The 26,404-nt window shown below is 64.6% G+C and carries 23 protein-coding genes and 3 pseudogenes; 9 read left to right on the top strand and 17 right to left on the bottom strand.

All coding sequences use genetic code 11. The features are described 5' to 3' along the window. The first annotated feature begins 13 nt into the window (after nucleotides 1-13). On the top strand, nucleotides 14-907 hold the full coding sequence (ubiV, locus tag CR105_RS17120; RefSeq protein WP_099790349.1) for a ubiquinone anaerobic biosynthesis protein UbiV: 894 nt from the start codon (nucleotides 14-16) through the stop codon (nucleotides 905-907). Beyond that, on the top strand, nucleotides 904-1,377 hold the full coding sequence (gene ubiT, locus CR105_RS17115) for a ubiquinone anaerobic biosynthesis accessory factor UbiT (RefSeq protein ID WP_099790347.1): 474 nt from the start codon (nucleotides 904-906) through the stop codon (nucleotides 1,375-1,377). The genes ubiV and ubiT overlap by 4 nt, the downstream gene beginning before the upstream one ends. A 628-nt stretch (nucleotides 1,378-2,005) precedes the next feature. Here ubiT and CR105_RS17110 read toward each other — a convergent pair. Next, the gene (locus tag CR105_RS17110) at nucleotides 2,006-2,740 is read right to left on the bottom strand and encodes an EF-hand domain-containing protein (RefSeq protein ID WP_131021690.1); all 735 of its coding nucleotides are present in this window, start codon (nucleotides 2,738-2,740) and stop codon (nucleotides 2,006-2,008) included. Between the two features lie 293 nt (nucleotides 2,741-3,033). On the opposite strand from CR105_RS17110, the gene CR105_RS17105 reads away from it, so the two are divergent. After that, the gene (locus tag CR105_RS17105; RefSeq protein ID WP_099790344.1) at nucleotides 3,034-5,502 is read left to right on the top strand and encodes an adenosylcobalamin-dependent ribonucleoside-diphosphate reductase; all 2,469 of its coding nucleotides are present in this window, start codon (nucleotides 3,034-3,036) and stop codon (nucleotides 5,500-5,502) included. A 47-nt stretch (nucleotides 5,503-5,549) separates the two neighbouring features. On the opposite strand, the gene CR105_RS17100 is transcribed toward CR105_RS17105, so the two are convergent. Together CR105_RS17100 and hemN are read right to left on the bottom strand one after the other, a co-directional pair. Further along, nucleotides 5,550-5,858, bottom strand: a complete 309-nt coding sequence (locus CR105_RS17100; protein WP_099790342.1) for a c-type cytochrome — start codon at nucleotides 5,856-5,858, stop codon at nucleotides 5,550-5,552. Nucleotides 5,859-5,976: 118 nt separating this feature from the next. After that, on the bottom strand, nucleotides 5,977-7,416 hold the full coding sequence (gene hemN / locus CR105_RS17095) for an oxygen-independent coproporphyrinogen III oxidase (RefSeq protein WP_099790340.1): 1,440 nt from the start codon (nucleotides 7,414-7,416) through the stop codon (nucleotides 5,977-5,979). Nucleotides 7,417-7,781: 365 nt separating this feature from the next. On the opposite strand from hemN, the gene CR105_RS17090 reads away from it, so the two are divergent. The 4 genes from CR105_RS17090 to CR105_RS17075 are packed head-to-tail and all read left to right on the top strand — an operon-like array spanning nucleotide 7,782 to nucleotide 12,083. After that, nucleotides 7,782-10,058, top strand: a complete 2,277-nt coding sequence (locus CR105_RS17090) for a nitric-oxide reductase large subunit (RefSeq protein WP_099790338.1) — start codon at nucleotides 7,782-7,784, stop codon at nucleotides 10,056-10,058. Between the two features lie 60 nt (nucleotides 10,059-10,118). Then, nucleotides 10,119-10,544 carry an RrF2 family transcriptional regulator gene (locus CR105_RS17085; protein ID WP_099790336.1) on the top strand — a complete coding sequence of 142 codons (426 nt, stop codon included), beginning with the start codon at nucleotides 10,119-10,121 and terminating at the stop codon, nucleotides 10,542-10,544. 31 nt (nucleotides 10,545-10,575) lie between these two features. Continuing rightward, complete coding sequence (locus tag CR105_RS17080) at nucleotides 10,576-10,812, top strand: DUF2249 domain-containing protein (RefSeq protein ID WP_099790549.1); 237 nt, start codon at nucleotides 10,576-10,578, stop codon at nucleotides 10,810-10,812. Further along, complete coding sequence (locus CR105_RS17075) at nucleotides 10,812-12,083, top strand: hypothetical protein (protein WP_099790334.1); 1,272 nt, start codon at nucleotides 10,812-10,814, stop codon at nucleotides 12,081-12,083. The genes CR105_RS17080 and CR105_RS17075 overlap by 1 nt, the downstream gene beginning before the upstream one ends. Here the strand turns inward: CR105_RS17075 and CR105_RS17070 are convergent. Further along, nucleotides 12,071-12,751 carry a Crp/Fnr family transcriptional regulator gene (locus CR105_RS17070; protein WP_099790332.1) on the bottom strand — a complete coding sequence of 227 codons (681 nt, stop codon included), beginning with the start codon at nucleotides 12,749-12,751 and terminating at the stop codon, nucleotides 12,071-12,073. The two genes, CR105_RS17075 and CR105_RS17070, sit on opposite strands and share 13 nt — an antisense overlap. An 87-nt stretch (nucleotides 12,752-12,838) precedes the next feature. Beyond that, the gene (gene nirK, locus CR105_RS17065) at nucleotides 12,839-14,248 is read right to left on the bottom strand and encodes a copper-containing nitrite reductase (RefSeq protein ID WP_229413982.1); all 1,410 of its coding nucleotides are present in this window, start codon (nucleotides 14,246-14,248) and stop codon (nucleotides 12,839-12,841) included. 421 nt (nucleotides 14,249-14,669) lie between these two features. Here nirK and CR105_RS17060 point away from each other — a divergent pair, with 421 nt between their 5' ends. After that, nucleotides 14,670-14,921: a heavy-metal-associated domain-containing protein gene (locus CR105_RS17060; protein WP_099790328.1), complete on the top strand. Its 252-nt coding sequence runs from the start codon at nucleotides 14,670-14,672 to the stop codon at nucleotides 14,919-14,921. Between the two features lie 20 nt (nucleotides 14,922-14,941). On the opposite strand, the gene fahA is transcribed toward CR105_RS17060, so the two are convergent. From fahA to CR105_RS28945, 5 genes and pseudogenes are all read right to left on the bottom strand, one after another. Then, a complete protein-coding gene (fahA, locus tag CR105_RS17055; protein WP_099790326.1) occupies nucleotides 14,942-16,261 on the bottom strand; it encodes a fumarylacetoacetase in 1,320 nt (439 codons plus the stop codon). Nucleotides 16,262-16,282: 21 nt separating this feature from the next. Continuing rightward, nucleotides 16,283-17,575 carry a homogentisate 1,2-dioxygenase gene (hmgA, locus tag CR105_RS17050; RefSeq protein ID WP_099790324.1) on the bottom strand — a complete coding sequence of 431 codons (1,293 nt, stop codon included), beginning with the start codon at nucleotides 17,573-17,575 and terminating at the stop codon, nucleotides 16,283-16,285. After that, on the bottom strand, nucleotides 17,572-17,769 hold the full coding sequence (locus tag CR105_RS17045; RefSeq protein ID WP_099790322.1) for a hypothetical protein: 198 nt from the start codon (nucleotides 17,767-17,769) through the stop codon (nucleotides 17,572-17,574). The genes hmgA and CR105_RS17045 overlap by 4 nt, the downstream gene beginning before the upstream one ends. A 17-nt stretch (nucleotides 17,770-17,786) precedes the next feature. Then, nucleotides 17,787-19,288 (bottom strand): annotated as a pseudogene (locus CR105_RS28690) (FAD-dependent monooxygenase); the annotation flags it as partial. Between the two features lie 42 nt (nucleotides 19,289-19,330). Further along, nucleotides 19,331-19,690 (bottom strand): annotated as a pseudogene (locus tag CR105_RS28945) (MFS transporter); the annotation flags it as partial. Between the two features lie 226 nt (nucleotides 19,691-19,916). Here CR105_RS28945 and CR105_RS17035 point away from each other — a divergent pair. After that, a complete protein-coding gene (locus CR105_RS17035; protein ID WP_099790321.1) occupies nucleotides 19,917-20,606 on the top strand; it encodes a dihydrofolate reductase family protein in 690 nt (229 codons plus the stop codon). Nucleotides 20,607-20,736: 130 nt separating this feature from the next. Here CR105_RS17035 and CR105_RS27855 read toward each other — a convergent pair whose 3' ends face one another. The 7 genes and pseudogenes from CR105_RS27855 to CR105_RS17005 all read right to left on the bottom strand — a co-directional run bounded on the left by CR105_RS27855 (nucleotide 20,737) and on the right by CR105_RS17005 (nucleotide 26,359). Then, nucleotides 20,737-21,135, bottom strand: coding sequence for a hypothetical protein (locus tag CR105_RS27855; RefSeq protein WP_131021693.1), 399 nt, complete (start codon nucleotides 21,133-21,135; stop codon nucleotides 20,737-20,739). 71 nt (nucleotides 21,136-21,206) lie between these two features. Beyond that, nucleotides 21,207-21,845: a DUF998 domain-containing protein gene (locus tag CR105_RS17030; protein WP_180288226.1), complete on the bottom strand. Its 639-nt coding sequence runs from the start codon at nucleotides 21,843-21,845 to the stop codon at nucleotides 21,207-21,209. 244 nt (nucleotides 21,846-22,089) lie between these two features. After that, nucleotides 22,090-22,554 (bottom strand): hypothetical protein, encoded by a 465-nt coding sequence (locus CR105_RS27850; protein ID WP_131021694.1) that lies wholly within the window; start codon nucleotides 22,552-22,554, stop codon nucleotides 22,090-22,092. A 123-nt stretch (nucleotides 22,555-22,677) separates the two neighbouring features. Continuing rightward, nucleotides 22,678-23,148, bottom strand: coding sequence for a hypothetical protein (locus CR105_RS17020; protein WP_099790318.1), 471 nt, complete (start codon nucleotides 23,146-23,148; stop codon nucleotides 22,678-22,680). Nucleotides 23,149-23,251: 103 nt separating this feature from the next. Continuing rightward, nucleotides 23,252-24,120 (bottom strand): annotated as a pseudogene (locus CR105_RS17015) (helix-turn-helix transcriptional regulator). Nucleotides 24,121-24,243: 123 nt separating this feature from the next. Next, the gene (locus CR105_RS17010) at nucleotides 24,244-24,822 is read right to left on the bottom strand and encodes a PEP-CTERM sorting domain-containing protein (RefSeq protein WP_099790317.1); all 579 of its coding nucleotides are present in this window, start codon (nucleotides 24,820-24,822) and stop codon (nucleotides 24,244-24,246) included. A 34-nt stretch (nucleotides 24,823-24,856) separates the two neighbouring features. Then, on the bottom strand, nucleotides 24,857-26,359 hold the full coding sequence (locus CR105_RS17005) for a PhoX family protein (RefSeq protein ID WP_099790316.1): 1,503 nt from the start codon (nucleotides 26,357-26,359) through the stop codon (nucleotides 24,857-24,859). Between the last annotated feature and the right edge of the window lie 45 nt (nucleotides 26,360-26,404).

Below are 26,404 nucleotides of genomic sequence, written 5' to 3'. Positions count from 1 at the left end.
CGGAGTCTGTCCCATGTTAAAGCTGGCCCTTGGCCCCGTGCTGACCTATTGGCCGCGCGCCGTCCTGTTCGATTTTTACCAGCAAGTGGCCGAAGGACCGGCCGACATCGTCTACCTCGGCGAGACGGTCTGTTCGCGCCGCCACGAGATGAAGCTGAGCGACTGGTTCGACGTCGCCGACCTGCTGGCCGCCGCCGGCAAGCAGGCGGTGCTGTCGACCCAGGCGCTGATCGAGTCGACCAGCGAAGTGGCAACGCTGCGCAAGATCGCCACCAACGGCCGCTACTGGGTCGAGGCGAACGACTTCGGCGCCGTTCATAGCCTGGCGCCGGGCGCGCCGTTCGTCGCCGGACCGCACCTGAACCTGTACAACGGGCCGGCGCTGGCGGTGCTGGCCGAACTGGGCGCGGCGCGCTGGGTGCTGCCGCTGGAGATGGGGCGCGATCAGTTGATCGACGTGCTGCGCGACGGGCCGGCGGCGATGGAAACCGAGATCTTCGCGCACGGGCGCATGCCGCTGGCGTTTTCGGCGCGCTGCTTTACCGCCCGAAACCGCAACCTGCCGAAGGACGACTGCCAGTTCAGCTGCCTCGATCACCCCGACGGCCTGCTGCTGCGCACCCGCGAGCAGGCGCCGTTCCTGGTACTGAACGGCACCCAGACGCAATCCTCGTCGGTGCAGTGCCTGGTCGGAGAACTGGACCAGCTTGCCGCGGCCGGCGTCGACGTGCTGCGCATCAGCCCGCAGGCCAGCGGCACCGCGCAGGTGCTCGACATCTACGACCAGGCGCGGCGCGGCGCGCTGGCGCCGGACGAGGCGCGCGCGCTGCTGGCGCCCACGCTGCCCGGGCCGCCGTGCAACGGCTATTGGTATGGCCAGAGCGGCATGCTGCAGGTGGCGGCATGAACTGGCGCCAGCGCCGGCCCCTCGCGCCGCCGATCGGCAGCGTGCTCGCGCGCCTGCCAGTCTATCCCGGCTCGTGGCTGTTCGCGCGCCTGCTCAACGCGACGCTGGCGCCGCAACTGGCGCCCGATACCCGCGCCGGCCTGGAAGGCAAACTGCTGCAGCTGCGGGTCAGCGATATGGGCGTCGCCTTCAACGTCAGCTGGCGCGGGAGCGGCTTCGCGCCGTACGCCGCCGTCGCCGCGCCGGACCTGGCGGTGGCGGCCTCGCTGCACGACCTGTGGCTGCTGGCGCGCCGCGAGGAAGACCCCGACAGCCTGTTCTTCCGGCGCCGCCTGACGCTCGAAGGCGACACCGAACTGGGTTTGCTTTTCAAGAACGCGATCGATGCCTTCGACCTTGGCGCGTTCGACCTGTTCCTGCAGCGCCTGACGCCGTTTCAGCGACCAGCCGGGCCAGGGCGAGATGGATAGGCCGAGGCGCCCGGCGCTGGTCTCCCGCGGGGTCAGTGCCGGCATTCGCACACGGACTCGTCGCTGCGCCGCTAGCCGCGGCAACGGATGGGCCTGTGTTCGTTTGCCGGCACTGACCCCGGCGGATTTCCTCGTCGCTGCGCCGCTAGCCGCGGCAACGGCTGGGCCTGTGTCCATTTGCCGATACTGACCCCGGCGGATTTCCTGCTGGCACTGACCCAGGGGAACTTCTCCAGCGGGGTCAGTGCCGGCATTCGTACACGGACTCGTCGCTGCGCCGCTAGCCGCGGCAACGGATGGGCCTGTGTACGTTTGCCGGCACTGACCCCGGCGGATTTCGGGCATTCGCATAAGGACTCGTCGCTGCGCCGCTAGCCGCGGCAACGGATGGGCCTGTGTACGTTTGCCGGCACTGACCCCGGCGGATTTCGACCCCGGCGGATTTCTAGCTGCGGCAACGGATGGGCCTGTGTACGTTTGCCGGCACTGACCCCGGCGGATTGACGGCATTCGTACACTGACTCGTCGCTGCGCCGCTAGCCGCGGCAACGGATGGGCCTGTGTTTGGTTGCCGGCACTGACCCCGGGGGGGAGAGACCGGGGCCGCAGAGCGGTGCTCGGCGGCTCGCTAGGCGGTTACCGCAACGGCGCCACCGGCCGCCGGGCCGCTGGCATCGGCATAGGTTTTCGCCAGTTGCGCCAGCAGCTTGTCGAGCGCGGCGTCCTGGCCGTCCGAAGTCGATTCCGCTTTCCTGCTGGCCTGTTCCGCCTCGTAGGCCATGCTCTCCTGGATCGTCACGGTGCCGTCTTCGTTGGCGTCGGCCGGCTCGTACTGTTTCTCGCCGGCGCCGCCTGGCGGCATGCCGCCACCGCGCGCAGGCGGCGGCGCATCCGCAGCGGCGCCTTCGCCAGCGGCGCGCATGCCCTGCGCCAGTTCGTCCTTGCTGATCAAGTCGTCGCCATCGGAATCGAGCGCGCCGAACACTTCGTCGGCAAGCGCGCTGTCCTCGCCCTGCCCGTACGCCGCCTGCAGCTCGGCCTTGTCGATGCTGCCACCGCCGTCACTGTCAATCGCGGCGAAGGCATCCTCGGGCGACGCTGGTGGCGGCAGGCCGCCGTGCGCCTGGGTGGTGCGCGATGCGTTGAACTGCGCTTCGAATTGATCGGCCAACTTCTGTATGCCAGCGCTTAACTCTTCCTTGCTGACACTGCCGTCGCTGTTGCCGTTGCCGTTGCCGTCGCCGTCGAGCTGCGTCACCAGCGCCGCGGCATCACTTTCGGCCACGCCCACTTTGCCCAGCGCAGAGGAAAATTCTGCCTCGTCGACCAAACCCGTGCCGTCGGCGTCCAGTGTGGCGAACAAGTCTTCACTCATCCTGGCCACGTCGGGCCGTTTTGGTTGCCACGCCGCGGCACCCGCGCCCACACTGCTAATTGCACTCACGATAACGCTCTCTTCAAGTCGGTAATGGTTCTATTATCGGCAGTTTGGCGAAATTCTTGCCGCCAGATCATGTAAAGCCATGTAAAGAGCCCTCGCAAGTCGGTTCTCATGCGCAAAACCTTAGCCTGCTTTAAGGAGTTCCACTGGCGCTTCGCCGATAGTGGGCAGGGCTGGCGCCGTGGTGGCGGCCGGCCCTCAGAATCAGGACAAGAATGAACGCGAGCGAAAAAATGTTAGGCCGGACCCTTCCGGCGCAGGAAGTGTCGATCGACGTGTTGTGCGAGAAGTATGCCAAAGGCAGCGAGAACACCATCGCCGCGGTGCAGGCCCGGGTGGCCGACGCGCTGGCGCAGTACGAAAGCGCGGAGCTGCGCGAAGCGATGGCCGCGCGCTTCCTGTGGGCGCAGCAGCAAGGCTTCATTCCGGCCGGCCGCATCAATTCGGCGGCCGGCATGGGCATGAAGGCGACGCTGATGAACTGCTTCGTGCAGCCGGTGGGCGACTCGGTCACCGGCTGGCACGACGGCCTGCCCGGCATCTACACCGCCGTCGCCGAAGCGGCGGAGACGATGCGACGCGGCGGCGGCGTCGGCTACGACTTCAGCGCCATCCGCCCGTGCGGCAGCAAGGTCAAGGGCACCCACTCGCGCGCCTCCGGGCCGGTGTCGTACATGGAAGTGTTCGACGCTTCATGCAAGACGGTCGAATCGGCCGGCGCGCGCCGCGGCGCCCAGATGGGCGTGTTGCGCATCGACCATCCGGACATCGAACGCTTCATCGCGGCCAAGCATGACGGTGCCTTCACCAACTTCAACCTGTCGATCGCGGTGACCGACTCCTTCATGCAGGCGCTTGAAGACCAGCAGCCGTTCGACCTGGTGCACGCGGCCGAGCCGTCCGACGACCAGATCGCCGCCGGCGCCAGCCAGCGCGCCGACGCCAAGTGGGTGTACCGCACGCTCGACGCAGCCTTGCTATGGCAGGCGGTGATGCAGTCGACCTATGACCACGCCGAACCGGGTGTGCTGTTCATCGACCGCATCAACGCCGAAAACAACCTGTACTACGCCGAGCAGCTGTGCGCCACCAATCCCTGCGGCGAGCAGCCGTTGCCGCCGTACGGCTGCTGCGACCTGGGCTCGATCAATCTGACGCGCTTTGTCGATGCGCCATTCACCGCGGAGGCAGCGATCGATTTTGCGCGCCTGCGCGAGGTGGCCGCGGTCGGCGTGCGCATGCTCGACCTGGCGCTCGACGCCACCGAGTGGCCGCTGCCGCAGCAGGCCGAAGAAGGCCGCACCAAGCGGCGCGTGGGCCTCGGCTTCCTCGGACTCGGCAGCGCCCTGGTGATGCTCGGTGTCGCCTACGACAGCGATGCAGGGCGCGCAGTGGCTTCCCGCATCGCGGAAGAATTGCGCGACGCCGCGTATAGCGCCTCGATCGACCTGGCGATTGAAAAAGGTCCGTTCCCGCTTTTCGATGCCGACGCCTACCTGGCCGGCCAGTTCGTCGGCCGCCTGCCGACCACGCTGCGGGCGCGGATCGCCGCACATGGCATCCGCAATTCGCACCTGCTGTCGATCGCGCCGACCGGCTCGATCACGCTGGCGTTCGCCGACAACGCGTCGAACGGCATCGAGCCGGCCTTCTCGTGGGTCTACTTTCGCAAGAAGCGCATGGCCGACGGCGGCACCCGCAGCTACGAGGTGGCGGACCACGCGTGGCGGCTATACCGCCACCTCGGCCACGACGTCAGCGACGACGCCGCCCTGCCCGCGCAATTCGTCACGGCCTTGCAGATGGCGGCGCGCGACCACCTGGGCATGATGCAGGCGGTGCAGCCGTTCATCGACACGGCGATTTCGAAAACCGTCAACGTGCCGGCCGATTATCCGTATGCCGAATTCAAGGACCTGTACCGCGATGCCTGGCGCGCGGGCCTGAAGGGCCTGGCCACCTACCGGCCGAATGCGGGCCTGGCCAGCGTGCTCAGTGTGGCGCCGGCGGCATCGTCGCCCGCCCTGCCCGATGAGGATCCGCTGCGCCGGCGCTTCGACAGCCGGCCATCGGGCGAACTCGAATCGGTCACCTGCAAGGTCCGCTACACAACCCAGGAAGGGCCGAAGGCGGCGTATCTGACGGTGAGCTTCATCCGCGCCGAAGGACGGCTCGACGGCCTGCCGGTGGTGATCGAACGGCCGTTCGAGTTCTTCATGCCGGCCAACCAGCGCAGCGACGGCCAGCAGTGGATCACTTCGACGATGCGCCTGCTGTCGCTGGCGGCGCGCGCCGGCAGTTCGGTGGCGCGGGCGCTGGCCGACATGCGCGAAGTGGTGTGGGAAAAGGGGCCGGTTCGCTGCGGCAGCTTCACGCGCGCCGATGGCACCGAGGTGCCGATGTATCACGATTCGGAGGTGGCGGCGATTGCCTTCATGCTGCAGCGGGTGCTGATCCGGCGCGGGTTCCTCGACCAGAACGGCGACCAGGTGCCGACAGTGGAGCTGGCGCGCCAGCTGGGCGGCGGCGCGGCCGACATGTCGCACCGCGCGGTACCGCCGGCGCCGGCGGCGCAGCGGCCCTACGTGGGGCGCAAATGCCCGGACTGCGGCGCGCACGCGCTGCACAAGGTCGACGGCTGCAGCCATTGCAGCGAGTGCCACTACATCGGCAGCTGCGGCTAACGGGCCGCAGCACTTCAGATCTGTGAAACACTGGCACCAAGTGGTAGCTACTTCTGTGCCAGCACCCACTTGGCCAGCGTCTGCGCTTCGGCCGGGCTCACAGGGTTCGGCGGCATCGCCATCGCGCCCCACGCGCCGCTGCTACCCTTGGTGATGCTGGCAACGAGCTTGGCCTCGGCGTCCTTCTGACCCTTGTATTTGGTCGCGACTTCCTTGAAGGCGGGACCGAGCACCTTGGTGTCCATCGCATGGCAGCCCATGCAGTTCTTGGTTTTCGCCAGGTCGGCGTTTGCCTGCGCAGGTGCGCCCAGGGCCAGGGCCGCGCATGCGAGCGCGACGTTCATCAAGGTCTTCATGTACATCTCCAGAAAAGCCGCGAATGCGGCAAACCATTGTAGAGCGCCGCCGCACGCCCCAGCCAGCGGGTACGAGAGGCGGCGCGCAAAACCTTGAACTGGTTTAAGAATCGCGCAGTCAGATGGTTTTCGAGTAGCGCATGCGCTGCAGCGGAATGTCGTTGGACGTGCCGAAGTATTTGTCGAACACCATGCACAGGTTGCGCACCAGCAGCCGCCCGGCCGGCGTCACCGTCAACGCGCTATCGCTGATGTCGAGCAGGCCGTCGCCCTCGAATTCGCGCAGGCGCGCCAGTTCGGCGGCGAAGTAGACGCCGAATTCGATGCCGTGCGCGCGCTCGACCGACCGCAAGCTCAGCGCGAAATCGCACATCAGGCGGCCGATGACGTCGCGCCGGATCAAGTCGTCGCGCGTGAGCTCGATGCCGCGCGCCACCGGCAGGTGGCCTTCGTCGAGCGCGGCGTAATAGCGCTCGAGCGACTTCTCGTTCTGGCAGTACGAATCGCCGACGGCGCTGATGGCCGACACGCCGCACGACACCATGTCGGTGTCGGCATGCGTCGAATAGCCCTGGAAGTTGCGATGCAGCTGGCCGCTGCGCTGCGCCACCGCCAGCTCGTCGTCCGGCTTGGCGAAATGGTCCATGCCGATGTAGACGTAGCCGGCGGCGGTCAGGCGCTCGATGCACAGGCCAAGCATGGCCAGCTTGTCGGAGTCGCTCGGCAGGTCGGCGTCGACGATCAGGCGCTGCGACTTGAACAGCTGCGGCATGTGGGCGTAGTTGTAGATCGAGATCCGGTCCGGGCTGGCCAGCACCACCTTGGCGAGCGTCTCGCCGATCGTCTTCAGGCTCTGCTTGGGCAGGCCATAAATCAGGTCGATGCTGATCGAGCGAAAGCCCGCTTCGCGCGCGGCGCCGATGGCGTCGAGCGTCAGCGCGTCGGGCTGGATGCGGTTGACCGCCTTCTGCACTTCGGGGTCGAAGTCCTGCACGCCCAGACTGAGGCGATTGAAGCCCTGGCGCCGCAGCGAGAAGATGCGCTCGCGGTCGACCGTGCGCGGATCGATCTCGATCGAGTATTCGCCGCTGTCGCCATCGGCGAATTCGAAGCAGCTGGCCAGGTGCGCCATCAGCGACGCCATCTGCTGGTCCGACAGGTAGGTCGGCGTGCCGCCGCCAAGGTGCAGCTGCTCGACGCGCTGCTCGCGCCCGAGCAAGGCGGCCTGCATGCTAATCTCGCGCTTGAGGTACTCGAGGTAGACGGCGGCCTTGTCGTGCTCCTTGGTGATGATCTTGTTGCAGGCGCAGTAGTAGCACAGCGACTCGCAAAACGGAATGTGCAGATACAGCGACAGCGGCAGGCGCGGCGCCGCTTCGCCGAGCTGGCCGACGACGGCGGCATAGTCGGCGTGGCCGTAGCCGGCGCGAAAGCGGTCGGCCGTCGGGTACGACGTATAGCGCGGACCCTGCTGGCTCATCTTGGCAATCAGGGCCGCGTCAAAGTGGACCGCCGGCGATGCCGGATTCGCCTGGATCGGCGCGTCGGTGTTGCTCATTGTTATTCTCCCGTGTGTCATTTCAGCGGCGCGATGGCAAGCCAACGGCGAGCCGCAACGGCACCCATGGTAGTCACGGCAACCTGAGGCGACAAGACAAAATGTGCGCTTGGGAACTATATTTGCACGCAACAGTTCTTCTTCCGCAAATTTGATCTACATCATGGGCGGCGGCGCCTCGCTCCAACTACCATCGGTTTTTCTTGGCGTCACTAACGTGCGCCGTTCCGCCACCCAGCCGTCCTGGGAAATTCTTAATCTGGATTAATTCTGACCACACAGCGGGTTTGCACCACGCAAAACATGCAAATAGAATGCATCTTAGTTCTCATCCCTTTACACCTACAACATCAATAAGGAATCGTATGCACGCCACGCGCAAACTATGGACCTGGCTAGCGGTCATCTGCGTATTTTCGTTCGCCGCCCTGCTCTGGGTCGGCCGCGAGATTTACCTGGAAGCGCCGCCCATCCCGCTGCAGGTCAGCAGTACCGAAGGCACGGTACTTTTCACGAAAGACAATGTCCAGTTTGGCCAGCAGGCCTGGCTGGCCGCCGGCGGCCAGCAGCTCGGCACCGTCTGGGGCCACGGCAGCTACCTGGCGCCCGACTGGTCGGCCGACTGGCTGCACCGCGAGGCGCTGGCGCTGCAGGAGCTGGTCTCGCTGCGCGACCATGGCCGCAAGTATGCCGAACTTGAAATCGGCGACAAGGCACGCGTCGACGTCACCATCAAGAACGAACTGCGCGCCAATACCTACGACGCCGTCACCGGCACCTTGACGCTGTCGACCACCCGCGCCGAGGCCGTGCGCCGCACCGCTGCCCACTTCAACGACCTGTTCGGCGACGCCGCCTCGCTCGACGCGCTGCGCGAGCAGTACGCGATGACGCCGAACTCGCTGCCGAAAGCGTCGGACCGCAAGTCGCTCACCGCGTTCTTCTTCTGGACCTCATGGGCCGCGTCGACCGACCGTCCGGGCCAGAGCAACCTGTCCTACACCAGCAACTGGCCACACGAGCCGCTGGTTGGCAATACGCCGACCGCCGGCGCCGGCATGTGGTCGATCGCCAGCGTCATCCTGATGATCGCCGCGATCGCCGGCATGATCTTCTTCCATTCGATTCACAAGGAAGAAGGCGACCCGACGCCGCCGAAGAACGATCCGCTGTTCGAGCTCAAGCCAACAGCGTCGATGAAGGCGACGCGCAAGTACTTCTTCGTCGTCGCCGGCCTGATCCTGGCCCAGGTAGGCATGGGCATCATCACCGCCCACTATTCGGTTGAAGGCACCAGCTTCTTCGGCTTCCCGCTCGCCGATATCCTGCCGTTTGTCGTCAGCCGCACCATCCACACCCAGTTCGCGGTGCTGTGGATCGCCACCGCATGGCTGGCCACCGGCCTGTATATCGCGCCGGCCATCTCGGGCCATGAACCGAAGTACCAGGCGCTTGGCGTCAACGTGCTGTTCTACGCGCTGCTGTTCATCGTGGTCGGCTCCACCGCTTTCGGCTGGATCGGCACCCTGCAAAAGCAGGGCGTCGACTTCGCCTTCTGGGTCGGCAATCAGGGCCTCGAATTTACCAGCATGGGCCGCGTCTGGCAGATCCTGCTGTTCGTCGGCCTGCTGTTCTGGGTCACGCTGCTCGGACGCGGGCTGTGGCCGGCGCTGAAAAAGCCGTCGGAGAGCCGCGGCCTGATCGCCATGGTGTTCCTCGCCGCGCTCTGCATCGGCGGCTTCTACGCCACCTCGCTGGCCTGGGGCCGCACCACCCACTATTCGATGGTCGAGTACTGGCGCTGGTGGCTGGTGCACCTGTGGGTCGAAGGCTTCTTCGAAGTGTTCGCCACCGCCGTCATCGCGCTGCTGTTCACGCGCCTCGGGCTGATCCGCGCTTCCTCGGCCAACAGCGCCATCGTGCTCGAGACGATCGTGTTCCTGTTCGGCGGCATCCTCGGCACGCTGCACCACCTGTACTTCACCGGCACGCCGACGTCGGTCATCGCGATCGGCTCGATGTTCTCGGCGCTGGAAGTGGTGCCGCTGTCGATCATCGGCATCGAAGCCTACCGCAACTACCAGCGCTCGAAGGCCGCGCCCTGGGTACAAACCTACAAGTGGCCGATCCTGTGCTTCATCGCGGTCGGCTTCTGGAACACCGTCGGTGCGGGCCTGTTGGGCTTTACGATCAACACACCGATCGCGCTGTACTACATGCAGGGCATGAACATGACGGCAGCGCACGGCCACGCAGCGCTGTTCGGCGTGTACGGCATGCTCGGCATCGGCCTGATGCTGTTCTGCCTGCGCGGGCTGTCCGACCGCCTGGCCTGGTCCGACAAGGCACTGCGCCCGATGTTCTGGCTGCTGAACCTGGGCTTGGCGATGATGGTGTTCATGTCGCTGGTCCCTGCCGGCATCTACCAGGCCTGGGCCAGCATCACCCGCGGCGTCTGGTTCGCCCGCTCGCCGGAAGTGGTCCACTCGACCTTCATGGAGACGATGGTGTGGCTGCGCGTACCGGGTGACATCGTGTTCTCGGTCGGCGTCATGTTCCTGATCGTGTTCATGTGGCGCCTGGTGTTCCAGAACCGCCCCGCGCGCAAGCTGGCCGCCGCCGCGCTGGCCGCGGCGAAGTAAAAGCTGGCCGGCGCCCATTGCGGGTGCCGGCTTTTTTTATCCGGAACGGGAAACACCGCCATGCGCCTGACCGACTACACCGACTATGCCTTGCGCCTGCTGATGCATCTGGGCGTCAATCCCGGCAAGATCATCACCGTGCGCGAGATCGCCGACATTCACCGCATCTCCCACAATCACCTCTGCAAGATCGCTCACCAACTCGGCATCCATGGCGTGCTCACCACGCTGCGCGGACGTGCCGGCGGCATCCAGCTGGCGCGCCCCCCGGAGCAGATCATGCTCGGCGCTGTGATCCGCCTGACCGAACCAGATTTTCAAATGGTCGACTGTTTTTCGGAAACCCCCAGCTCCTGCGTGCTGGCCGGCCGCTGCCGCCTCAAGGGCGTGCTGGCCGAGGCGACCGCCGCCTTCCTCGCACGGCTCGACCAGGTGCCGCTGTCGGCGCTGCTGCCTGCCGCGGCGCCGTCGCTGCGGGCAACGTGACACCCCCTATCCTCCTTTGACCCGGACCGCCATGCCACAGCCAATCAATCCACCTGAAGTGTTCCTCGACCTGCGCGGCCTGTATCCGCCGGAGCCGATGGAGCGCGTACTCGATGCGCTGGCAGGCCTGCTGGCCGGCCAGCAGATCCGCATGCTGATCGAGCGCGAGCCGCACCCTTTGTTTCGCATCCTCGAGACCAACAACTACCGCTACAGCAGCACCGAGCCCGAACCGGGCCTTTACCAGATCGTGATCCAGGAGCGCTGATGCAGCGCTCCCTCGCCTACGCGCTGTCGCCGGCGCCGGGCCTGCCGCTGCGCTTCCTGCTGGCGGCGCCGTGGTTCGGCGTGCTCGCCGCGCTGCTGCTGTTTGGCGCCGGCGAGCACGCGTTCGTCTCGCGCTGGTCGGCGCCCGCGCTGGGCGCCACGCACCTGCTGACGGTGGGCTACCTGGGCATGGCGATGGCCGGCTCGATCCTGCAGCTCATTCCCGTGGTGACCGGCAGCGTGCTGACGCTCAGTCGCGCTGCCGCCACGCTGTCCTGGTGCGGCCTGGCGCTCGGCGCCCTGCTGCTGGCCGCCGCGCTGGCAGCCAACCTCGCGTTCCTCTTTTTGCCGGCCGCGCTGTGCGCCGCCGGCGCCTTTGCGATCCTGATCGCCGCCATTGCAAAAACACTGGCGCGCCGGGCGCCGCCGCCGGCCATGCCGATGGTGCGCGGGATGCGCCTGGCTGTGGCAGGCCTTGTCGTCACGCTGGCGCTCGGAGTGACGCTGGCGTTGGCATTCGGCGGCATGCTGGCCGTGCCGGTACCGATGCTGGCCGACCTGCACGCCGCCTGGGGCCTGCTCGGCTGGGTCGGCATGCTGGTGGTCGGCGTGGCGTTCCAGGTCATTCCGATGTTCCAGTCATCGCGCATGTATCCTGCGCCGGTGACGCGCTGGGCGCCCTGGCTGCTGGCCGCCCTGCTGGCGGCATGGAGCGCGGCGGTGATCGCCGGCGGCGTCGGCGCCAGCCTGGCCGCAGCCTTGCTGTGCGCCGCGCTGTTCGCTTTTGCCGCGCTCAGCGCGCAACTGCTGGCCACGCGCAAGCGCAAGCAGGCCGACGCCACCACGCTGTACTGGCGCCTGGCGCTGGGCAGCCTGGCCGGCAGCACGCTGCTGCACCTGCTGGCGCCGCAGCCGCAAGCGGCGCTGGCCACCGGCATCCTGTTCATCGGCGGCTTCGCCATCGGCGCCGTCAACGGGATGCTGTACAAGATCGTGCCGTTCCTGCTGTGGTATCACCTGCAGCAGGACCCGCGCGCCAAAAAAGGCGAGGTGCCGCCGATCCGCCTGATCCTGCCCGATGCGCTGGCGCGGCGCCAGTTCTGGTGGCATGCGGCGGCGCTGGCCGCGCTGCTGGGCGCGTCCTTGCTGCCGGCCTGGCTGGGGCGTCCCGCTAGCGCGCTGCTGGCGGTAGCCAGTGGGCTGCTGGCACTCGACCTGCGCCGCGCGGCCGTGCGCTGCCGCGCGATCAAGGCGTTGTTTCAGCCTTCGTAGCCGCGCAGCCGCTCGATATCGAGAATGGTGATCTGCCGGCCTTTCACGGCGATCATGCCGTGCTCGGACAGGTCGTGCAGCACGCGCGAAAAATACTCGGGCGTCAGGTTCAGGCGCGAGGCCAGCAGCTTCTTGCTGACGGTGAGCGTGACCTGCGAGCCGTCGCCCTCCGGTTCATCCTTGAGCAGGTAGCCGACAATGCGCTGGCTGCCCGAGCGCAGCGAATACGATTCGACGTCCTTGATCAGGCCATGCAGGCGGCGGCTCATGCCGGCCAGCATACGGCGGGCGAACGCCGGGTTGTGTTCCAGCTCGGCGAACACGGCTTCCTTGCCGATGTGGAGCAGCATGGTGTCGGCCAGCGCGGTGGCGCCGACGATATACGGCTTCTCCATGAACATCAGCGCTTCGCCGAAGCTGAAGCCGGGGCCGATGATCTCGACGATCTTCTCGTCGCCCTGCACCGACACGAAGCCGAGCTTGACCTGGCCGTAGATGACGACGTGAAAACCGCGGCACGGATCGCCACGCCGAAAAATCGGCGTGCCGCGCGGCAGATACTGTTCCTGCGTCGCAGCGGCCAGCGTGGTCAGCTCCTGCGCCGAGAAGTCGGCAAACAGCGGCAGGCGCTTGAGAAATTCACGGCGGTCGATCTTGGTAGTTAACATGCGGGGCCTTTGAATATTCGGAATAACAACGCAAACAACAACGACAAAAGACCCGCAAGCTGCGGGTCTTTTCATCAAGCCTGCCGATCAATGACCCGAGTCGGCGTCCGGCTTGCTGGCGGTGCGGAACACGTCAGGATTCTCCTTGCCGACGACGTGGAGGAAACCGGCCAGGCCTTTTTCCATCCGCGACAGGGCATGGTCGACCAGGATGTAGCGACCCGGCACCTCGACCTTGAACTCGACCATCGTCGCGCCGCCCGGCGGCACCAGGGTCGTCTGCACGTTCTTCGCCGGCGGCGAGGTCAGGTCGGCCTGCGAATAGACGCGGTCGAACACTTCGCCGATGACATGGAAGCTCGATGTCAGGTTCGGTCCGCCGACGCCGAAGAAGATGCGCACGGTTTCGCCCACTTTCGCTTCCATCCGGTGCGTCTTGGTCAACGCGTCGTGGCTGCCGTTGAACATCAGGTGCTCGGGCTGCTCGTTGAGCAGTTTTTCGAGCGAGAACTCGGCTTCGCCTTGAGTGCCGTGGCGCTGCGCGGTGTAGATCTCGCCTTGCATCACGTAGAACTCGCGGTCCACCTTGGCCAGGCCGCCTTCCGGCTCGACCAGGATCATGCCGTACATGCCGTTCGAGATGTGCTGGGCCACCATCGGCGTGGCGCAGTGATACACATACAGGCCCGGGTTGAGCGCCTTGAAGGTGAAGCTCTTGGTGCTGCCGGGCGCTGCCTGGGTGACGGCGGCGCCGCCGCCGGGACCTGTCACCGCGTGGAAGTCGACAGAGTGGATCATGTGGCTGTCCTTGGCGTTGGCCATGTTCACTTCGACCGTGTCGCCGACGCGCACGCGCAGGAAGGGACCGGGCACCTTGTTGTTGAAGGTCCAGTAGCGGTAGGTGGTGCCGTCGGCGAGCTGGCCGGCGATTTCGGTCGTCTCGAGGTTGACGGTCAGCTTCTTAGGGCCGCGTGCGCCGACCGGCGTGCCGACCGCATACGGGCTTTGCGAAATGTCCGCGCCCTTGGCGACCGGCGCGGCGACCGCGCCACCGACGATGATCTTGCCGATCATGCCGGCCGCGACGTGGCCGGGCAAGGTGCAGATATACGTGAACACGCCCTTCTTGTCGGCCTTGAAGACGATCGAGGTGCTCGAACCCTTGGCGTTGATCTGGTTCGACTTGGCGTTAAAGTCAGGCACGCTGACATCGTGCGTCGCGCCGTCGCCGTTGACCAGGTTGATCTGCACGATGGCGCCTTCGGCCACGTTCAGCGTCGGGTTGGCGGTGCCTTTGGTGGCGCCGCTCTCGCTGATGAACACCAGCTTGCCGTCGGCGATATCGGTGCGCAGCGTGAAGGTGACGTCGGGGCGGTACTGCACGGCCGAACCCGCGGCCGGGGCGGCTGCGGCGCCATGCGCCGTTCCATGCTGCGCCATCGCGGGCGCCAATGCGGCCGTGCCCATGACCAATGCCATCAGGGCTTGCGAAATCATTGTTCTTTTCATTTTCTTCTCACCTAGTTATGTCAGATGCGACGTGCATCCGTTGACCATGGACAAATCTTACATTTGGGACGCATCTTAAAAAATTGATTCACATCAAATATTTAGCAAGCGGCCGAACTATTTGATTCGTTCTGGAAATCTTGATGTAGATCATGTGGAAAACATGCATCGTCTAAGTATGATTTTTGATGCCACGACAAATCATCAGTGACACCAGCCTGCGCGTCGAATTGGAAGCGCAGTTGGCGGCGCCCGCCGCGCGGAATTGACCTGGTTTACGTTTTTGAAAAGGCGGCGGCAGGAATGGCCGGATGTGATGGACCGCATCGCCATTCCTGCCTATGCTGAACTTGCGAACCGGGGTCAGACCCAGTTTTAAGCTGAACACATCACCACAGGAGAAAATCACATGGAAACGACAACAATGACCATCCCGGCCATGCAGAACGAAGCGATCGCCATCGCGGTGGCGAAGGCGCTTGAATCGGTGGACGGCGTCGACAGCGTCCACATCACGCTGGCGCATTCGCGCGCCCGCGTCGCCTTCAACGAAGCACTGGCGGCGCCGCGCGACCTGCGCGCGGCGGTGGAGACGGCCGGCTTTGTCGTCGCCGACGACGCACCGGCGCGCAAATCGTGCTGCGGCGGCTGCGGCGGCTAAGCACTACGCCGCCACGCCAGTCACTCGGCCAGCGCCGGCAGTACCGTGCCGCGGCATTCGCCAAAGCCGATGCGCGCGCTGCCTGGCTTCTCGCACCAGCCGCGCAGGATGATGGCGTCACCATCTTCCAGGAATGCGCGGCTTTCGCCATCGGGCAGACCGACCGGGTTCTTGCCGCCGGCCGTCAATTCGATCAGCGCGCCGGCCTGGTCGAGCGTCGGTCCCGACAAGGTGCCGCTGCCAAACAGGTCGCCCGGCTGCAGGTTGCAGCCGTTGACCGTGTGATGCGCCAATAACTGCGCCACCGTCCAGTAAGCATGCCGATAGCTCGTCGCGCTCAGGCGCGCGCCGCCGGCGCCGGCGCGCCGCATCGACGCCGATTCGAGCAGCACTTCAAGCTCGATGTCGATGGCGCCGTGCGCGCGGTTGGCGTCGGAGGCCAGGTACGGCAGCGGCGCCGGGTCGCCCGCCGGCCGCTCGAACGGCCGCCGGTACGGCGCCAGCGCTTCGAGCGTGACGATCCAGGGCGAAATCGTGGTGGCGAAATTTTTCGACAGGAAGGGGCCGAGCGGCTGGTATTCCCACGCCTGGATGTCGCGCGCCGACCAGTCGTTGAGCAGGCACATGCCGAATACGTGCGACTCGGCGTCGTCGATCGACACCGGCCGCCCGCCCGGATTGCCGGCGCCGACGAAAATGCCAAGTTCGAGCTCGTAGTCGAGCCGCTTGCACGGGCCAAACACCGGCTCGGTTGCGCCGGCCGGCAAGGTCTGGCCGCGCGGACGCTCGAACGCCTGGCCCGACACCGCGATCGACGACGAGCGGCCGTGGTAGCCGATCGGCACCCATTTATAGTTCGGCATCAGCGGATTGTCGGGCCTGAACAGCTTGCCGATGTTGGTCGCGTGGTAGACCGATGTGTAGAAGTCGGTGTAGTCGCCGATCCGCGCCGGCACGGCGTATTCGGCGTCGGCCTGGGCGACCAGGCAGCCGGCCAGGCGGTCGGCATCGGCGGCGCCGCCGCGCAGCGCGCGGCTCAGCGCCAGCCGCAGCGACGACCAGGCGCCCTGCCCCATCGCCATGAAGCGGTTCAGGCTCGATTCGCCGGCGGCGGCGGCCAGCGGCCGGCATTCCGGCGCCAGAGCGCCGCACTGCGCGGCCAGCGAAAGGTCGACGATCTGGTCGCCGATGGCCACGCCGCCGCGATACGCTTCATCGCTGCCGGCGCGGCGAAATACCGCGAACGGCAAATTCTGGATCGGGAAGTCGGTGCCCGGCAGGTTGGCCGAGTCGATCCAGCTTGTCAATTCGGGCGCGTGCGTCTCGTTCAGTAATGACATCAGGTTTTCCTTGAATGGGTATCAGCGGCGCGACGGGTCGAAGTTCTTGGCGAGCCCGCGCCAGCATTCGGCATAGTTCTCTTGCAGCTGCGCCGATTCGAGCGCGTGGCGGGTCGGGCGGATCACGGTCGGTGTCTCGAACATGAAGGCCATCGTGTCGCTGACGCGGTCCGGGCGGCTGGTGTCGGCCGCGCTGGCCTTGTCGAAGGTGGCGGCGTCCGGCCCGTGCCCGCTCATGCAGTTGTGCAGCGAGGCGCCGCCCGGCACGAAGCCTTCCGCCTTGGCGTCGTAGGCGCCGTGGATCAGGCCCATGAATTCGCTGGCGAAATTGCGGTGGAACCAGGGCGGCCGGAAGGTGTTCTCGGCGGCCAGCCAGCGCGGCGGGAAGATCACGAAGTCGATGGTGTCGACGCCGGGCGTGTCGCTCGGCGCCTGCAGCACCAGGAAGATCGACGGATCGGGATGGTCGTAGCTGATCGAGCCGATCGTGTTGAAGCGGCGCAGGTCGTACTTGTACGGCGCGAAGTTGCCGTGCCAGGCGACGACGTCGAGCGGCGAATGACCGATGTCGGCGCGCCATAGCCCGCCCTGGAATTTGGCCACCAGTTCGAAGTCGCCTTCGATGTCTTCGTAGCAGGCCACCGGCGTCTGGAAGTCGCGCGGATTGGCCAGGCCGTTCGAGCCGATCACGCCGAGGTCCGGCAGGCGTAAAAGCGCACCGTAATTTTCGCACACGTAGCCGCGCGCGTTGTCGCCTTCGAGCCGGACCTGGAAGCGCACCCCGCGCGGGATCACGGCGATTTCCTGCGGTTCGATGCGCAGAATGCCAAGCTCGGTCGCCAGCACCAGCGCGCCCGACTGCGGCACGATTAGCAGTTCGCCGTCGGCGTTGTAGAAGTAGCGCTCCATCGAACGGTTGGCCGCGTACACATGGATGCCGCAGCCGCTGCCCGCTTCCGGGCTGCCGTTGCCGCCCATCGTCACCAGGCCGGCGACGAAGTCGGTCGGCTCGGTGGGCATCGGCAGCGGATCCCAGCGAAGCTGGTTCGGCGAGGCCGCCGGCTCGTCGAAGCGGCTGACAAGGCGGGCGCTGTCGATCGGCGTGAAGTGGCCGTGCATGGCGGCCGGCCGGATGCGGTACAGCCACGAGCGGCGATTGCTGTGGCGCGGCGCGGTGAATGCGGTGCCCGACAGCTGCTCGGCGTACAGGCCGTACGGCGCGCGCTGCGGCGAATTGCGTCCTTCCGGCAGCGCGCCGGGCAGCGCTTCGGTGGCGAATTCGTTACCGAATCCGGTCTGGTAGTCCAGGGTCATAATGGTTCTCCTGTTTGGTCGGTGTTGCCGTCAGCTGCCGCGTCGATCAGGCGCATGGCCAGCGCCGGTTCGCCCAGTTCGATGATCGCCAGCATGGCAAAGCGCGCCAGGAACAGCGGCGAACGGTCGGCCCCCACCTCGGTCATGGTTTTGCAAAGCCGCGTGTAGACGGCGTCGAGTTCACTGTCTTGCATGATAACTTCCTTTCGGGTTAGCCGGGCATCGGGTGCAGCACGCGGTCGATGGCAGAGCGCACGGTGGCGGCCGATGGGGCGTGCCAGCGCCCTGCCAAGTGGCCATCGGGGCGCACCAGGTAGACGGCGCCTTCCTGCGCGCCATACATCGCAAAAAGCCGGCCGCTGTGATCGAAATAGCGCGCGTTCAAGGTGTGGCGCGGCGCCAGCTGCACCATCGTTACGCCGTCAAAAATCTGAGCGGGGTCGCCACCAAACTGGAAGACGGTGAAGCCAGGTCCCAGCAGGTCGGGCATGTGCAGCACTTGTTCGACGCCGTCGCGCACCATGGCCAGCGGGCACTCCGGCAGCACCGCGCCGGGCGCCGGACCGGCGCTCCACGCCTCGTCCTGCGGCGAATTCAACGGCGAAGCGGTGTAGGCGATGGGCGAACTCTGGCGCGGATTGATCAGCGAGCGCACGGCCGGATGTTGTGCGGCCAGGCTCAGTACAGCGGTGCGCATCAGCGCAAACGCGAACGACGGCGGCGCCATGAACTCGGTGCTCTTGGTGCCGTAGCTGAGGTTCTCGTGCGCCGCGGCGACCCGTTCGCTCGAATAGCTGTCGAGCAGCGCTTCGCCGGCCAGGCCCTTGATCACGTAGGCCAGCTTCCACGCCGCGTTGTCGGTGTCGTCGATGCCGGAATTAGCGCCGCGCACGCCGAAGATCGGCACCAGGTGGGCGGCGTCGCAGCGAACAGCACGCGACCGTGGCGGTACTTTTCCAGTGTCAGCGCGTTCGCCTTGTACATCGTGATCCAGATCGGCGACCATGGTCCGCGCTCGCCCATCATGTCGAGCAGGCTTTGCACGCGCGGCAGCACGTTCTCGGGCAGCACCGCCTGTTCGGCGTTCTCGCCGTCGCCGACCTGGTAGTCGATGCGCCAGATGTTGTCGGGCTGCTTGTGCACCCGCACGGTCGATCCGGGATTTGACGGCGGATCGAAATACGCCAGCCGTTCGGTCGGCCGCGCGCTTTCAAGCGCAATGTCGACGATGACGTAGCGCCCTTCGTAGCTGGCGCCCGTCAGCTGCAGGTCCATCGCCTCGCGGATGGTGCTGCGCCCGCCGCCGGCGGCGACCATCCAGTCGGCCTGCAGCGCATAGTTCCCGTCGGCGGTATCAAGCTGCAAGGTGACGCCGGCGCCATCCTGCGCCATCGCGGTGACGCGCGTCTGCCAGCGGATGTCGATCAGGTCCGCGTGGCGCTCGGCCGCGTCGAGCAGGATCTGTTCGATGTGGTACTGGGCCAGGTTGATCATCGGCGGCAGCTTCTGGTTGTCGTCCTGCGGCATGGTGAAGTGCAGCACTTCGGTGTCGCGGTAGAAGCTGCGCCCGCCCGTCCACGGCAGGCCGATTTTGAGGAAGCCTTCGACGGCGCCGAGCCGCTCGACGATTTCAAGGCTGCGCCGCGAGATGCAGATGGCGCGGCTGCCATGGCACACCGAGCTGTCCAAGAACGTCAGGTACAGCAGCATGCCTGGCAAGAAGCCCGCTTCGGTGATGCCGACCAACACGCGCAGCGGGTACAGCGTGTTGTGGTCGGTGGCGAACATGGTCGCGCTCGATGCCAGGCCCCAGGCGATCATGATGGCGCCGATCCAGCGACGCGCGCCGATCCGCGCCAGCACGATGTTGCTCGGAATGCCGCAGGCGATGTAAAACAGCGTGGTCGCCAGGCCGAACTGGGTCGACGTCAGGCCGAGGTCCTTCATCATCGTCAGGCCGGCGAAGCCGATGTTGATGCGGTCGAGGAAGGAAAAGACGAACAGCAGGAAGATGAACCACAGCAGGCGCTTCGACACCTTGGCGTTGACGCGCTCGGCGTCGGCGTCGGCGGCGGGCGCGGGGACGGCGGGGACTGACGATGGGACGGATTGCATGTTGACGGTCTCCTCAACTCCAAATGAACTGCGGGGCGGGCATCCCGGCCGGCGGTCATTGCCGCCTTGTTGTTATTGATGCCATGCGATTGGAATGAGTATAGGAGTGCGTCAAGGGGCGCCTGTCCCCATTTTGGGTACAGCGCGGCAGGGGCGGATATACTACTGGTCAGCCAGCGCGGCGATTGCCGCCAGATCGAAGTCAGGCGTTCAGACGGAGAAAACGATGACACGAGTTCGCGTTGAAGGCTTCACCATTTCGCTCGACGGATACGGCGCAGGTCCCAACCAGGACCTCAACCATCCGCTCGGCGCCGGCGGGACCGACCTGCACCAGTGGCTGTTCCCGACACGCACCGTGCAGCGGGCTTTGTTCGGCAACGACGACGGCACCACCGGGGTGGACGATGATTTCGCCGCCCGCGGCTTCCAGAATGTCGGCGCCTGGATTCTCGGCCGGAATATGTTCTCACCCGATCGCGGCGACTGGCCGGACAAGAACTGGAAGGGCTGGTGGGGCGACAACCCGCCGTATCACGTTCCCGCTTTCATCCTGACGCACTACCCTCGCCCGTCCATCGAAATGGAAGGCGGCACCACCTTCCACTTCATCACCGGGGGCATTCGCGAGGCGCTCGACCGTGCGCGCGAAGCGGCCGCCGGCAAGGATGTGCGGATCGGCGGCGGGGCAAGCACCATCCGCCAATATCTGCGCGCAGGCGTGGTCGATGAACTGCACATTGCAATCGCGCCGGTCCTGCTCGGGCGCGGCGAGCCGCTGTTCGAAGGGCTCGACCTGCGCGCGCTCGGCTACGAATGCGTGGAATCGGTCGGCTCGGCGAAGGCGACGCATATCGTGTTGCGGCGCAAGGGGGCACCAGTTCTGCTGCCAGTGCCGGCGCCTAAGTACGCCTGACAAAGCCGTTCGATATACCGCCAACACAAACCGTGTACTAACACGGCCGCCATCTTGGTCCGGAGCCTGGCCGTGTATGTCCGCTATCGTCCCATAGCAGACTCGACCCGTTTGTCAACGTATATGAAACCTAGCGCAACAGTAAATCGGCGTCGTTATCAACACTCGGTGGCATTCGATGTACCGCGACGGAAGAAGTGTCGATATTCTCAATCTCTTGCTTTGCGACTTGCGTCAAGACCATTGCTAAATCTTGCGCAGTCGCTCCTCCTTCGAAGTGAAGTTGAAGGTCTACAGTTACACCTTTGGCCATATTACCGGTAGCTGACCGCATTTTGACTATTCGGGGAAGCGCGCGCAGAGCTCGCTCAAGCGGACTTGTCAGTATTTTTTCCACGCGGTCAGCTGACCTCTCGCTCACCACGTAGTGGATACGAACCACCAGGGCGGATGGTTGAGCAGCAGCTATTTCCGCGAAAGTCAGCGTAGCAGCAGCTAAGGCAGAGTTTAGTTTGGACAGCAAGGTCATCAGCTTTATGTTTTGCGGAACAGGTGGCGGACCTTGAGGCTCCGACCGCTTCTATTGCATACAACGCCAATCTAGCTGGTAGCCGTCTTTTTGTTGACGTATATTCCGCAGGCAACGATCCACGTTAGGACGCTTAGTTCCAGCAAGCGCTGCGCGATACCTACGAAGGCGAACTCGGGAGACAACAGCGACAGCCCGGTAAACGCCGTCAGCGCCCCTAGAAAGCCCAGCATCGACAGCAACCTGCCGCCAAGCCAGGAGCGGGCCTGCCATCCCAAGATAGCCAATGCCGCTGGCGCGGTTAAATAGCCGACCAGTCCCAAAGAGTTATGGATCAGCTGCGAATAGCTGGGTGCGGCAGGCCTACAGCCTGCATCGCACGGAAAAAACACAGCGACCAGGTAACCAAAACCGAATAGCGCAATACCGACCATGCCGATGGTAGTGCCCGCCGAGCGCGGCAATGCTTTCCATGCCAGCACGGCGAACGCACACACAAGAGCGCCCGCAGGAAGGAAACCGCCGAAATTGACGAGCTGTGCATGCGGCGCACCTCGAGCCCCCAATTCGCTGATGAATTGTGATGCATGGCTATACCCGGGAAACATCGCCCCGCCGATTATCGTAAGCAGGATGATGGTAAGCGCGCCGAAGCAAGCTGCCAGCATGACCAGTTTATTCAGTATTGAACTGCCTGTTTGCGACGTCATGCTGTCAGCCCTGGTAAATCGCCACTTCCTGGCACGGAGAAAAAAAAGAAATGAGGAGGGGTATGAGTCGGTACCCAAACTGCTATCCGTCTCAATCGATTTGAATTGGTCATGTCTTCCTTGTGCTCCTTCGGTCGAAGGTCCGCTTTTGGCCGAAACCGGCTGTTCGAACAAGTCTAGCATGTTGCCAATTTGAACTTGTTGCAGTTTGTGCTGACCCGCCGCATTCGACCCATTGCGGACGTTAAGAGCTACCCGGCTCATCGTGCATGCGCCATGTTCTGCTCTGCGGTACGTAAGTCAGAAAGGGCGTGTGCTCCGAGTTTTCGGGCGTTATGTCCGCAGAAAGCTCTAAAGCCTCCGCCAAGTTCTCGACAAATGACAACACTTCGTCATGCTCGATTGCGCCAGTAATTTCCTTGGGAGAGATGTCGAGTTCTAACTGCTCGGCAATGAAAAAGTGACAGCAAACTTCAACCGGGCCGTTCAACAAAATCGACAACACATGCGAGCCTTCACGATTTCTTAGAACGCTTTGCGCTCCTGGGAAGGGTGCCGCCACACCATCAAAAGTGTACGAGCATGTATATTGGCTAAGCAGTTGGTCGAAGCGATTCCAGTGCACAGCTTCGGTGTCCTGGACGTAGATGTCCCGAAGCGACCCATCACGTTCCCATAGTCCTGCTACCTCGTGGAAGTTTGGTCTCATGTAAGTAAATGATCGGCTAGTAAGTAAGGGTGTTAATGGTCCGGCGCCTGGCTGAAAGTCGTCTATCACCGACAGTCCGCTATCGACCCAAAGCGGACACCCATGCAGCGGGGGAAAGACAGGTTAGTCTTCTCCATCCTTTTCGATTGCTTTTACTAAATCAGCATATTGAGCCGCTGGGAACGGATGTGCATCCCACTTTTCGAGATAGCCGCTTTCACCGTGTGCCTCCAGTACCCGCCTCGCGGCATCTGCGACAGCCTTGGCAAAAACGATTGGGCGGCAACGTGATGTGTATAACGAAATGCCCTCCGCGTCGGGCCGTGCGCCCCATAGTTCCGGAAACTGTAAGATGTCTATCTGCACTTCGTTGTGCCTTGGGGCGGTGATCACCCATCGAAATTCGCCCGGTTCTTCGTCAAACCTGAATGTCAGAGCAGAAAATCCCGCCAACACGCCGTTTGCGGCAAGGACAAGGTTCCTGAGCGCGTCGGACTCGTACGACGCCGTCACTAGGCACGTCCGCTCACCTGACGATACAGTGCATTCAGCCCACCCGATGTCAGTAAGACGATAGTCGATTTGAATTTGCATAAGGTTCAATGGCGTACTGATTGAGTTTAATGCGCGTTTCTACGTTACATTGGCCTACACGGTGAACGTTTGCTACTGGCCGATAGCAGACAGTCAGAACGGCTCAGTGTACGCCGGCGTTGCCTTCATGGCAACGCAGGGATTTGTTCGGCGTCTGAGGCTTGTCAACCGACAGGCACAGCGCGAACAACTGGCGCTGGCTGGAAATGCCAAGGCGCTGATACGCGCGCTTCTGGTAAGTGACCACGCTGGCCGTCTGATGCCGAGGATGTCGCCGATTTCTGCAGCCGAATAACCCTCCAGCACGCCGCGCACGACGTCCAGTTCGCGCTTGGCCAGGGTCGGGCAAACGCTGCGCAGGCGCGCCAGCATCAATTGCGGAATGCCCTGCTGGCTCTGGCCGTGCAAGGCGTAGTGATGCCTTGCCGCGTGACCGAGCAGCGGCGCCAGCGTCTCGACCAGCGCAATCTCCTTTGGCTGGAAGTTGGCGTGCTGGCGATCGCGGTACAGGTTGACCGACAACCAGATGTGCTCGGCCGGCTGCAGCATCAGCGACAGGCGGTCGCAGACGTTCGGGTCGCTGTAGCACGCCACCCGTTAGCCTTCGTGGACAATCTCGTCGCTGCCCTGCTGGTGGATCACCATCGACGCCGACGACCGCGCCGGCTGGGCCGAGCTTACGATGCCCTGATTGCCGTCGAGGACGTAGTACAGCTTGGAGTAGACGTCGGCGACGTCGCGCAGGAAGCGCCCTCCCCGGTGGTCGGCCACCGACACGGTGCGCGGGCGGTTGCCGAACTCGTAGGCGAAGATAGTACATTGCGAAATCCGCGCCGCCGCGCCCAATGTATTGAGCACTTCGGTGGCGAAGGAGGACGCGTCGGCCTGGCCAATTGCCGCCACCAGCCCGGTGACCTGCGAGAGGTCGATTGGACCGGAAGGGGCAGCGCGGTCAAGGTGCCAGTAGCGCATGGCAGGTGCCTGAGGTGTTGAAGATGGTTTTTCAGGCTAGCATTCGATGCCGGCAGTGTCAAATGCGCCAGTTGCAGGCATCGGCGGCGCCCGCGCGACGTCGCCGGCACAGGCGCGATCGTATCAGCGGTCGTCGCGGCGCTTGAGGGCGAGCGAACCGGCGATCAGCATCGCCAGCATCAGGGTAATCGTCGACGGTTCCGGCACCGATGCGGTGATGGAGAACTGGTCGCCGGCGCGCAGATTGGCCGTGTTCAGCACCCAGTCACTCTTGCCAACCGTGCCAAACGGATTGCCGAACTGGAATTCAGCAAATTCCGGCGTACGGAAGTCGATCGTCGCCAGGTTGCTGGTGAAGCCGACACCGGCGACGGTGCCGAACGCCGGCGTCACGCTGCCTGCCGCGGCGAAGGTGACTCCCTGCAGCGCGAACGTGAAATGGTCGATGCCCATGCCGCTGAGGTTGCGAACCAGCGCATTCAAACTCAGTGGACCGAGCAGGTCGCCCTCTTCGATGACGAAATTGAGCCGGGTGCTGGAAAAGTTTTCCAGGTCGAGGTCGAACGACACCAGCGATGGCGTGCTGTAGTCGGTAACCACGTTCGCCGGCGAACCGGTGGAGCTGACGAGCACAGCGGCGCTGGCCGAACCCGAAATTACCAGCGCGCCCAAAAATGATATCAACAGTGTGCGGAAATTCATGGCGGTTGCTTTCGTTGTGATTGGATGGCGTGTGTTACAGCGGGCCCTTGGCCCACGGACCCGAGATGGCGAACGTGATGCCAGGCGTCTGGATATTGACGAACAGGTAGCGGCCGGTCGGATCGAAGCAGGCGCCGGCAAACTCATTGGAGCGGTGGTCGCCCTGCAGGCTGGCCAGCTTGCCGGCCGTGTTCAGCTGGGTCGATGTCAGCGTGACGTTGTTCTTGGCGAAGATGTACGCGTCGCCCGCCCCGGTCAGACCCATCAGGCGCTGGCCGAAGCCGAAGCTGTCGGTCGCGGCGGTGGAAGCGTCTTCGCAGATCAGGATGGCGTTGCGCGGGCTGACGGTGAGGTTGTCGCCCATGTTGCCCACCAGCGCGCTCGGGCTCGAGTAGATGCAGGTCAGCACCTGGCTGGCCAGGTCGAGCTCCCAGATCGTGCCGCGCGCGACCGAGCCGCCCGACGTATCCATCACAAACATCTTGCCCTGCGCGTACCAGATGCCTTCGCCGCGGTTCATGCGCAGCGCGCCCTGGGTCCAGCCCTGCACGAACGGACCGGCTGCGGAACTGATCGTGATGCCGGTCGGACCGGTCGCATTGCTGCGGTTCTGATCAGGGTTGGCGATATTGACCCACTCGAGCTCATAGGTGGCGTTGACGGGCGCGGTGCCGAGGTTGGCGTTGACGATGCCCTTCACGCGCGCCATCTGCAGCACGCCGCCCATGGCCAGCGAACCAGGATAGCCTGGCACGATGTCCGGTATATAGCGGTAAAAGCCGGACTTGCCGGAGCTGTCTTCGGTCTCGTAGACGATGCCGGTGGCCGGATCGACGGCGGCAGCTTCGTGGCCGAAGCGTCCCATGCCGACGATCGGCAGGCCGGTGGTCTGGGCCGGATCGGCCGTCACTTCGAAGACGTAGCCATGCTTCTTGCCGCTGGTGCCGGCGGCGTCCGAGCTGACCTCTTCGCACGACAGCCAGGTGCCCCACGGCGTGACCCCGCCGGCGCAGTTGGTTTGAGTGCCGCCCAAGCTAGGCGTCATGCTGACGAAATTACCATCGCGGAACAGCAGGTTCGTGTTGCCGCCGCCAAATTTGGTCGTCGCGGTCGCGCTGGTATTGCCGCTGTCGTAGACGCCCGGCGCATTGAGGAAATTGGCAGCCGACGCGGAGCCGATCTCGTGATTGCGCACCAAAACCAGCTCGGTGCTGCGGCCGACCTTGCGCGAGACGATCACGCCCATGCCGTCGTGACCGCCAGGGCATGCTTTGCCGTCGGTCATCAGGTCGCCGCGCCAGCCGAAGCTCTTGTAGCTGAAGCCAAGCGGCAGTTGCAGCAGCGGCAATCCGGTGGTCATGTCGTTGACCGGCGCGATCGCGCCATACGGACTGGTGACGAGCGTGGTGGCGCCATTGGCGGCCAACGCCTGCTGCGACTGCATGGCAGTAAACGCACCGACGAACGGCAGTGCCGAAGCGCTGGCGATGCCCTTGAGGAGATTGCGACGAGTGGCCGAGATTGCTGTGTTATCCATTGCTAACCCATATTCGTAGTGAGGTAACGCGCCGTTGTTTGGCGG

It is taken from the genome of Massilia eurypsychrophila, assembly GCF_002760655.1.
Taxonomy (GTDB): Bacteria; Pseudomonadota; Gammaproteobacteria; order Burkholderiales; family Burkholderiaceae_D; genus JAFCUW01.
Note: the sequence above shows the minus strand (reverse complement) of the source record. Positions and strands in the feature narration are given on the sequence as shown.

Excerpts from the sequence above, each read along its gene's own strand:
- CR105_RS17005 (WP_099790316.1), bottom strand. The coding sequence starts at position 26,359 with ATGGATAACACAGCAATCTCGGCCACTCGTCGCAATCTCCTCAAGGGC.
- hemN (WP_099790340.1), bottom strand. The coding sequence starts at position 7,416 with ATGAGCAACACCGACGCGCCGATCCAGGCGAATCCGGCATCGCCGGCG.
- CR105_RS17100 (WP_099790342.1), bottom strand. The coding sequence starts at position 5,858 with ATGAAGACCTTGATGAACGTCGCGCTCGCATGCGCGGCCCTGGCCCTG.
- CR105_RS17075 (WP_099790334.1), top strand. The coding sequence starts at position 10,812 with ATGCAGCGCTCCCTCGCCTACGCGCTGTCGCCGGCGCCGGGCCTGCCG.
- ubiT (WP_099790347.1), top strand. The coding sequence starts at position 904 with ATGAACTGGCGCCAGCGCCGGCCCCTCGCGCCGCCGATCGGCAGCGTG.
- CR105_RS17030 (WP_180288226.1), bottom strand. The coding sequence starts at position 21,845 with ATGACGTCGCAAACAGGCAGTTCAATACTGAATAAACTGGTCATGCTG.
- CR105_RS27855 (WP_131021693.1), bottom strand. The coding sequence starts at position 21,135 with ATGACCTTGCTGTCCAAACTAAACTCTGCCTTAGCTGCTGCTACGCTG.
- CR105_RS17020 (WP_099790318.1), bottom strand. The coding sequence starts at position 23,148 with ATGCAAATTCAAATCGACTATCGTCTTACTGACATCGGGTGGGCTGAA.
- CR105_RS17085 (WP_099790336.1), top strand. The coding sequence starts at position 10,119 with ATGCGCCTGACCGACTACACCGACTATGCCTTGCGCCTGCTGATGCAT.
- CR105_RS17010 (WP_099790317.1), bottom strand. The coding sequence starts at position 24,822 with ATGAATTTCCGCACACTGTTGATATCATTTTTGGGCGCGCTGGTAATT.
- nirK (WP_229413982.1), bottom strand. The coding sequence starts at position 14,248 with ATGATTTCGCAAGCCCTGATGGCATTGGTCATGGGCACGGCCGCATTG.
- CR105_RS17090 (WP_099790338.1), top strand. The coding sequence starts at position 7,782 with ATGCACGCCACGCGCAAACTATGGACCTGGCTAGCGGTCATCTGCGTA.
- CR105_RS17080 (WP_099790549.1), top strand. The coding sequence starts at position 10,576 with ATGCCACAGCCAATCAATCCACCTGAAGTGTTCCTCGACCTGCGCGGC.
- ubiV (WP_099790349.1), top strand. The coding sequence starts at position 14 with ATGTTAAAGCTGGCCCTTGGCCCCGTGCTGACCTATTGGCCGCGCGCC.
- CR105_RS17070 (WP_099790332.1), bottom strand. The coding sequence starts at position 12,751 with ATGTTAACTACCAAGATCGACCGCCGTGAATTTCTCAAGCGCCTGCCG.
- CR105_RS27850 (WP_131021694.1), bottom strand. The coding sequence starts at position 22,554 with ATGAGACCAAACTTCCACGAGGTAGCAGGACTATGGGAACGTGATGGG.
- CR105_RS17035 (WP_099790321.1), top strand. The coding sequence starts at position 19,917 with ATGACACGAGTTCGCGTTGAAGGCTTCACCATTTCGCTCGACGGATAC.
- CR105_RS17060 (WP_099790328.1), top strand. The coding sequence starts at position 14,670 with ATGGAAACGACAACAATGACCATCCCGGCCATGCAGAACGAAGCGATC.
- hmgA (WP_099790324.1), bottom strand. The coding sequence starts at position 17,575 with ATGACCCTGGACTACCAGACCGGATTCGGTAACGAATTCGCCACCGAA.
- CR105_RS17045 (WP_099790322.1), bottom strand. The coding sequence starts at position 17,769 with ATGCAAGACAGTGAACTCGACGCCGTCTACACGCGGCTTTGCAAAACC.
- CR105_RS17105 (WP_099790344.1), top strand. The coding sequence starts at position 3,034 with ATGAACGCGAGCGAAAAAATGTTAGGCCGGACCCTTCCGGCGCAGGAA.
- fahA (WP_099790326.1), bottom strand. The coding sequence starts at position 16,261 with ATGTCATTACTGAACGAGACGCACGCGCCCGAATTGACAAGCTGGATC.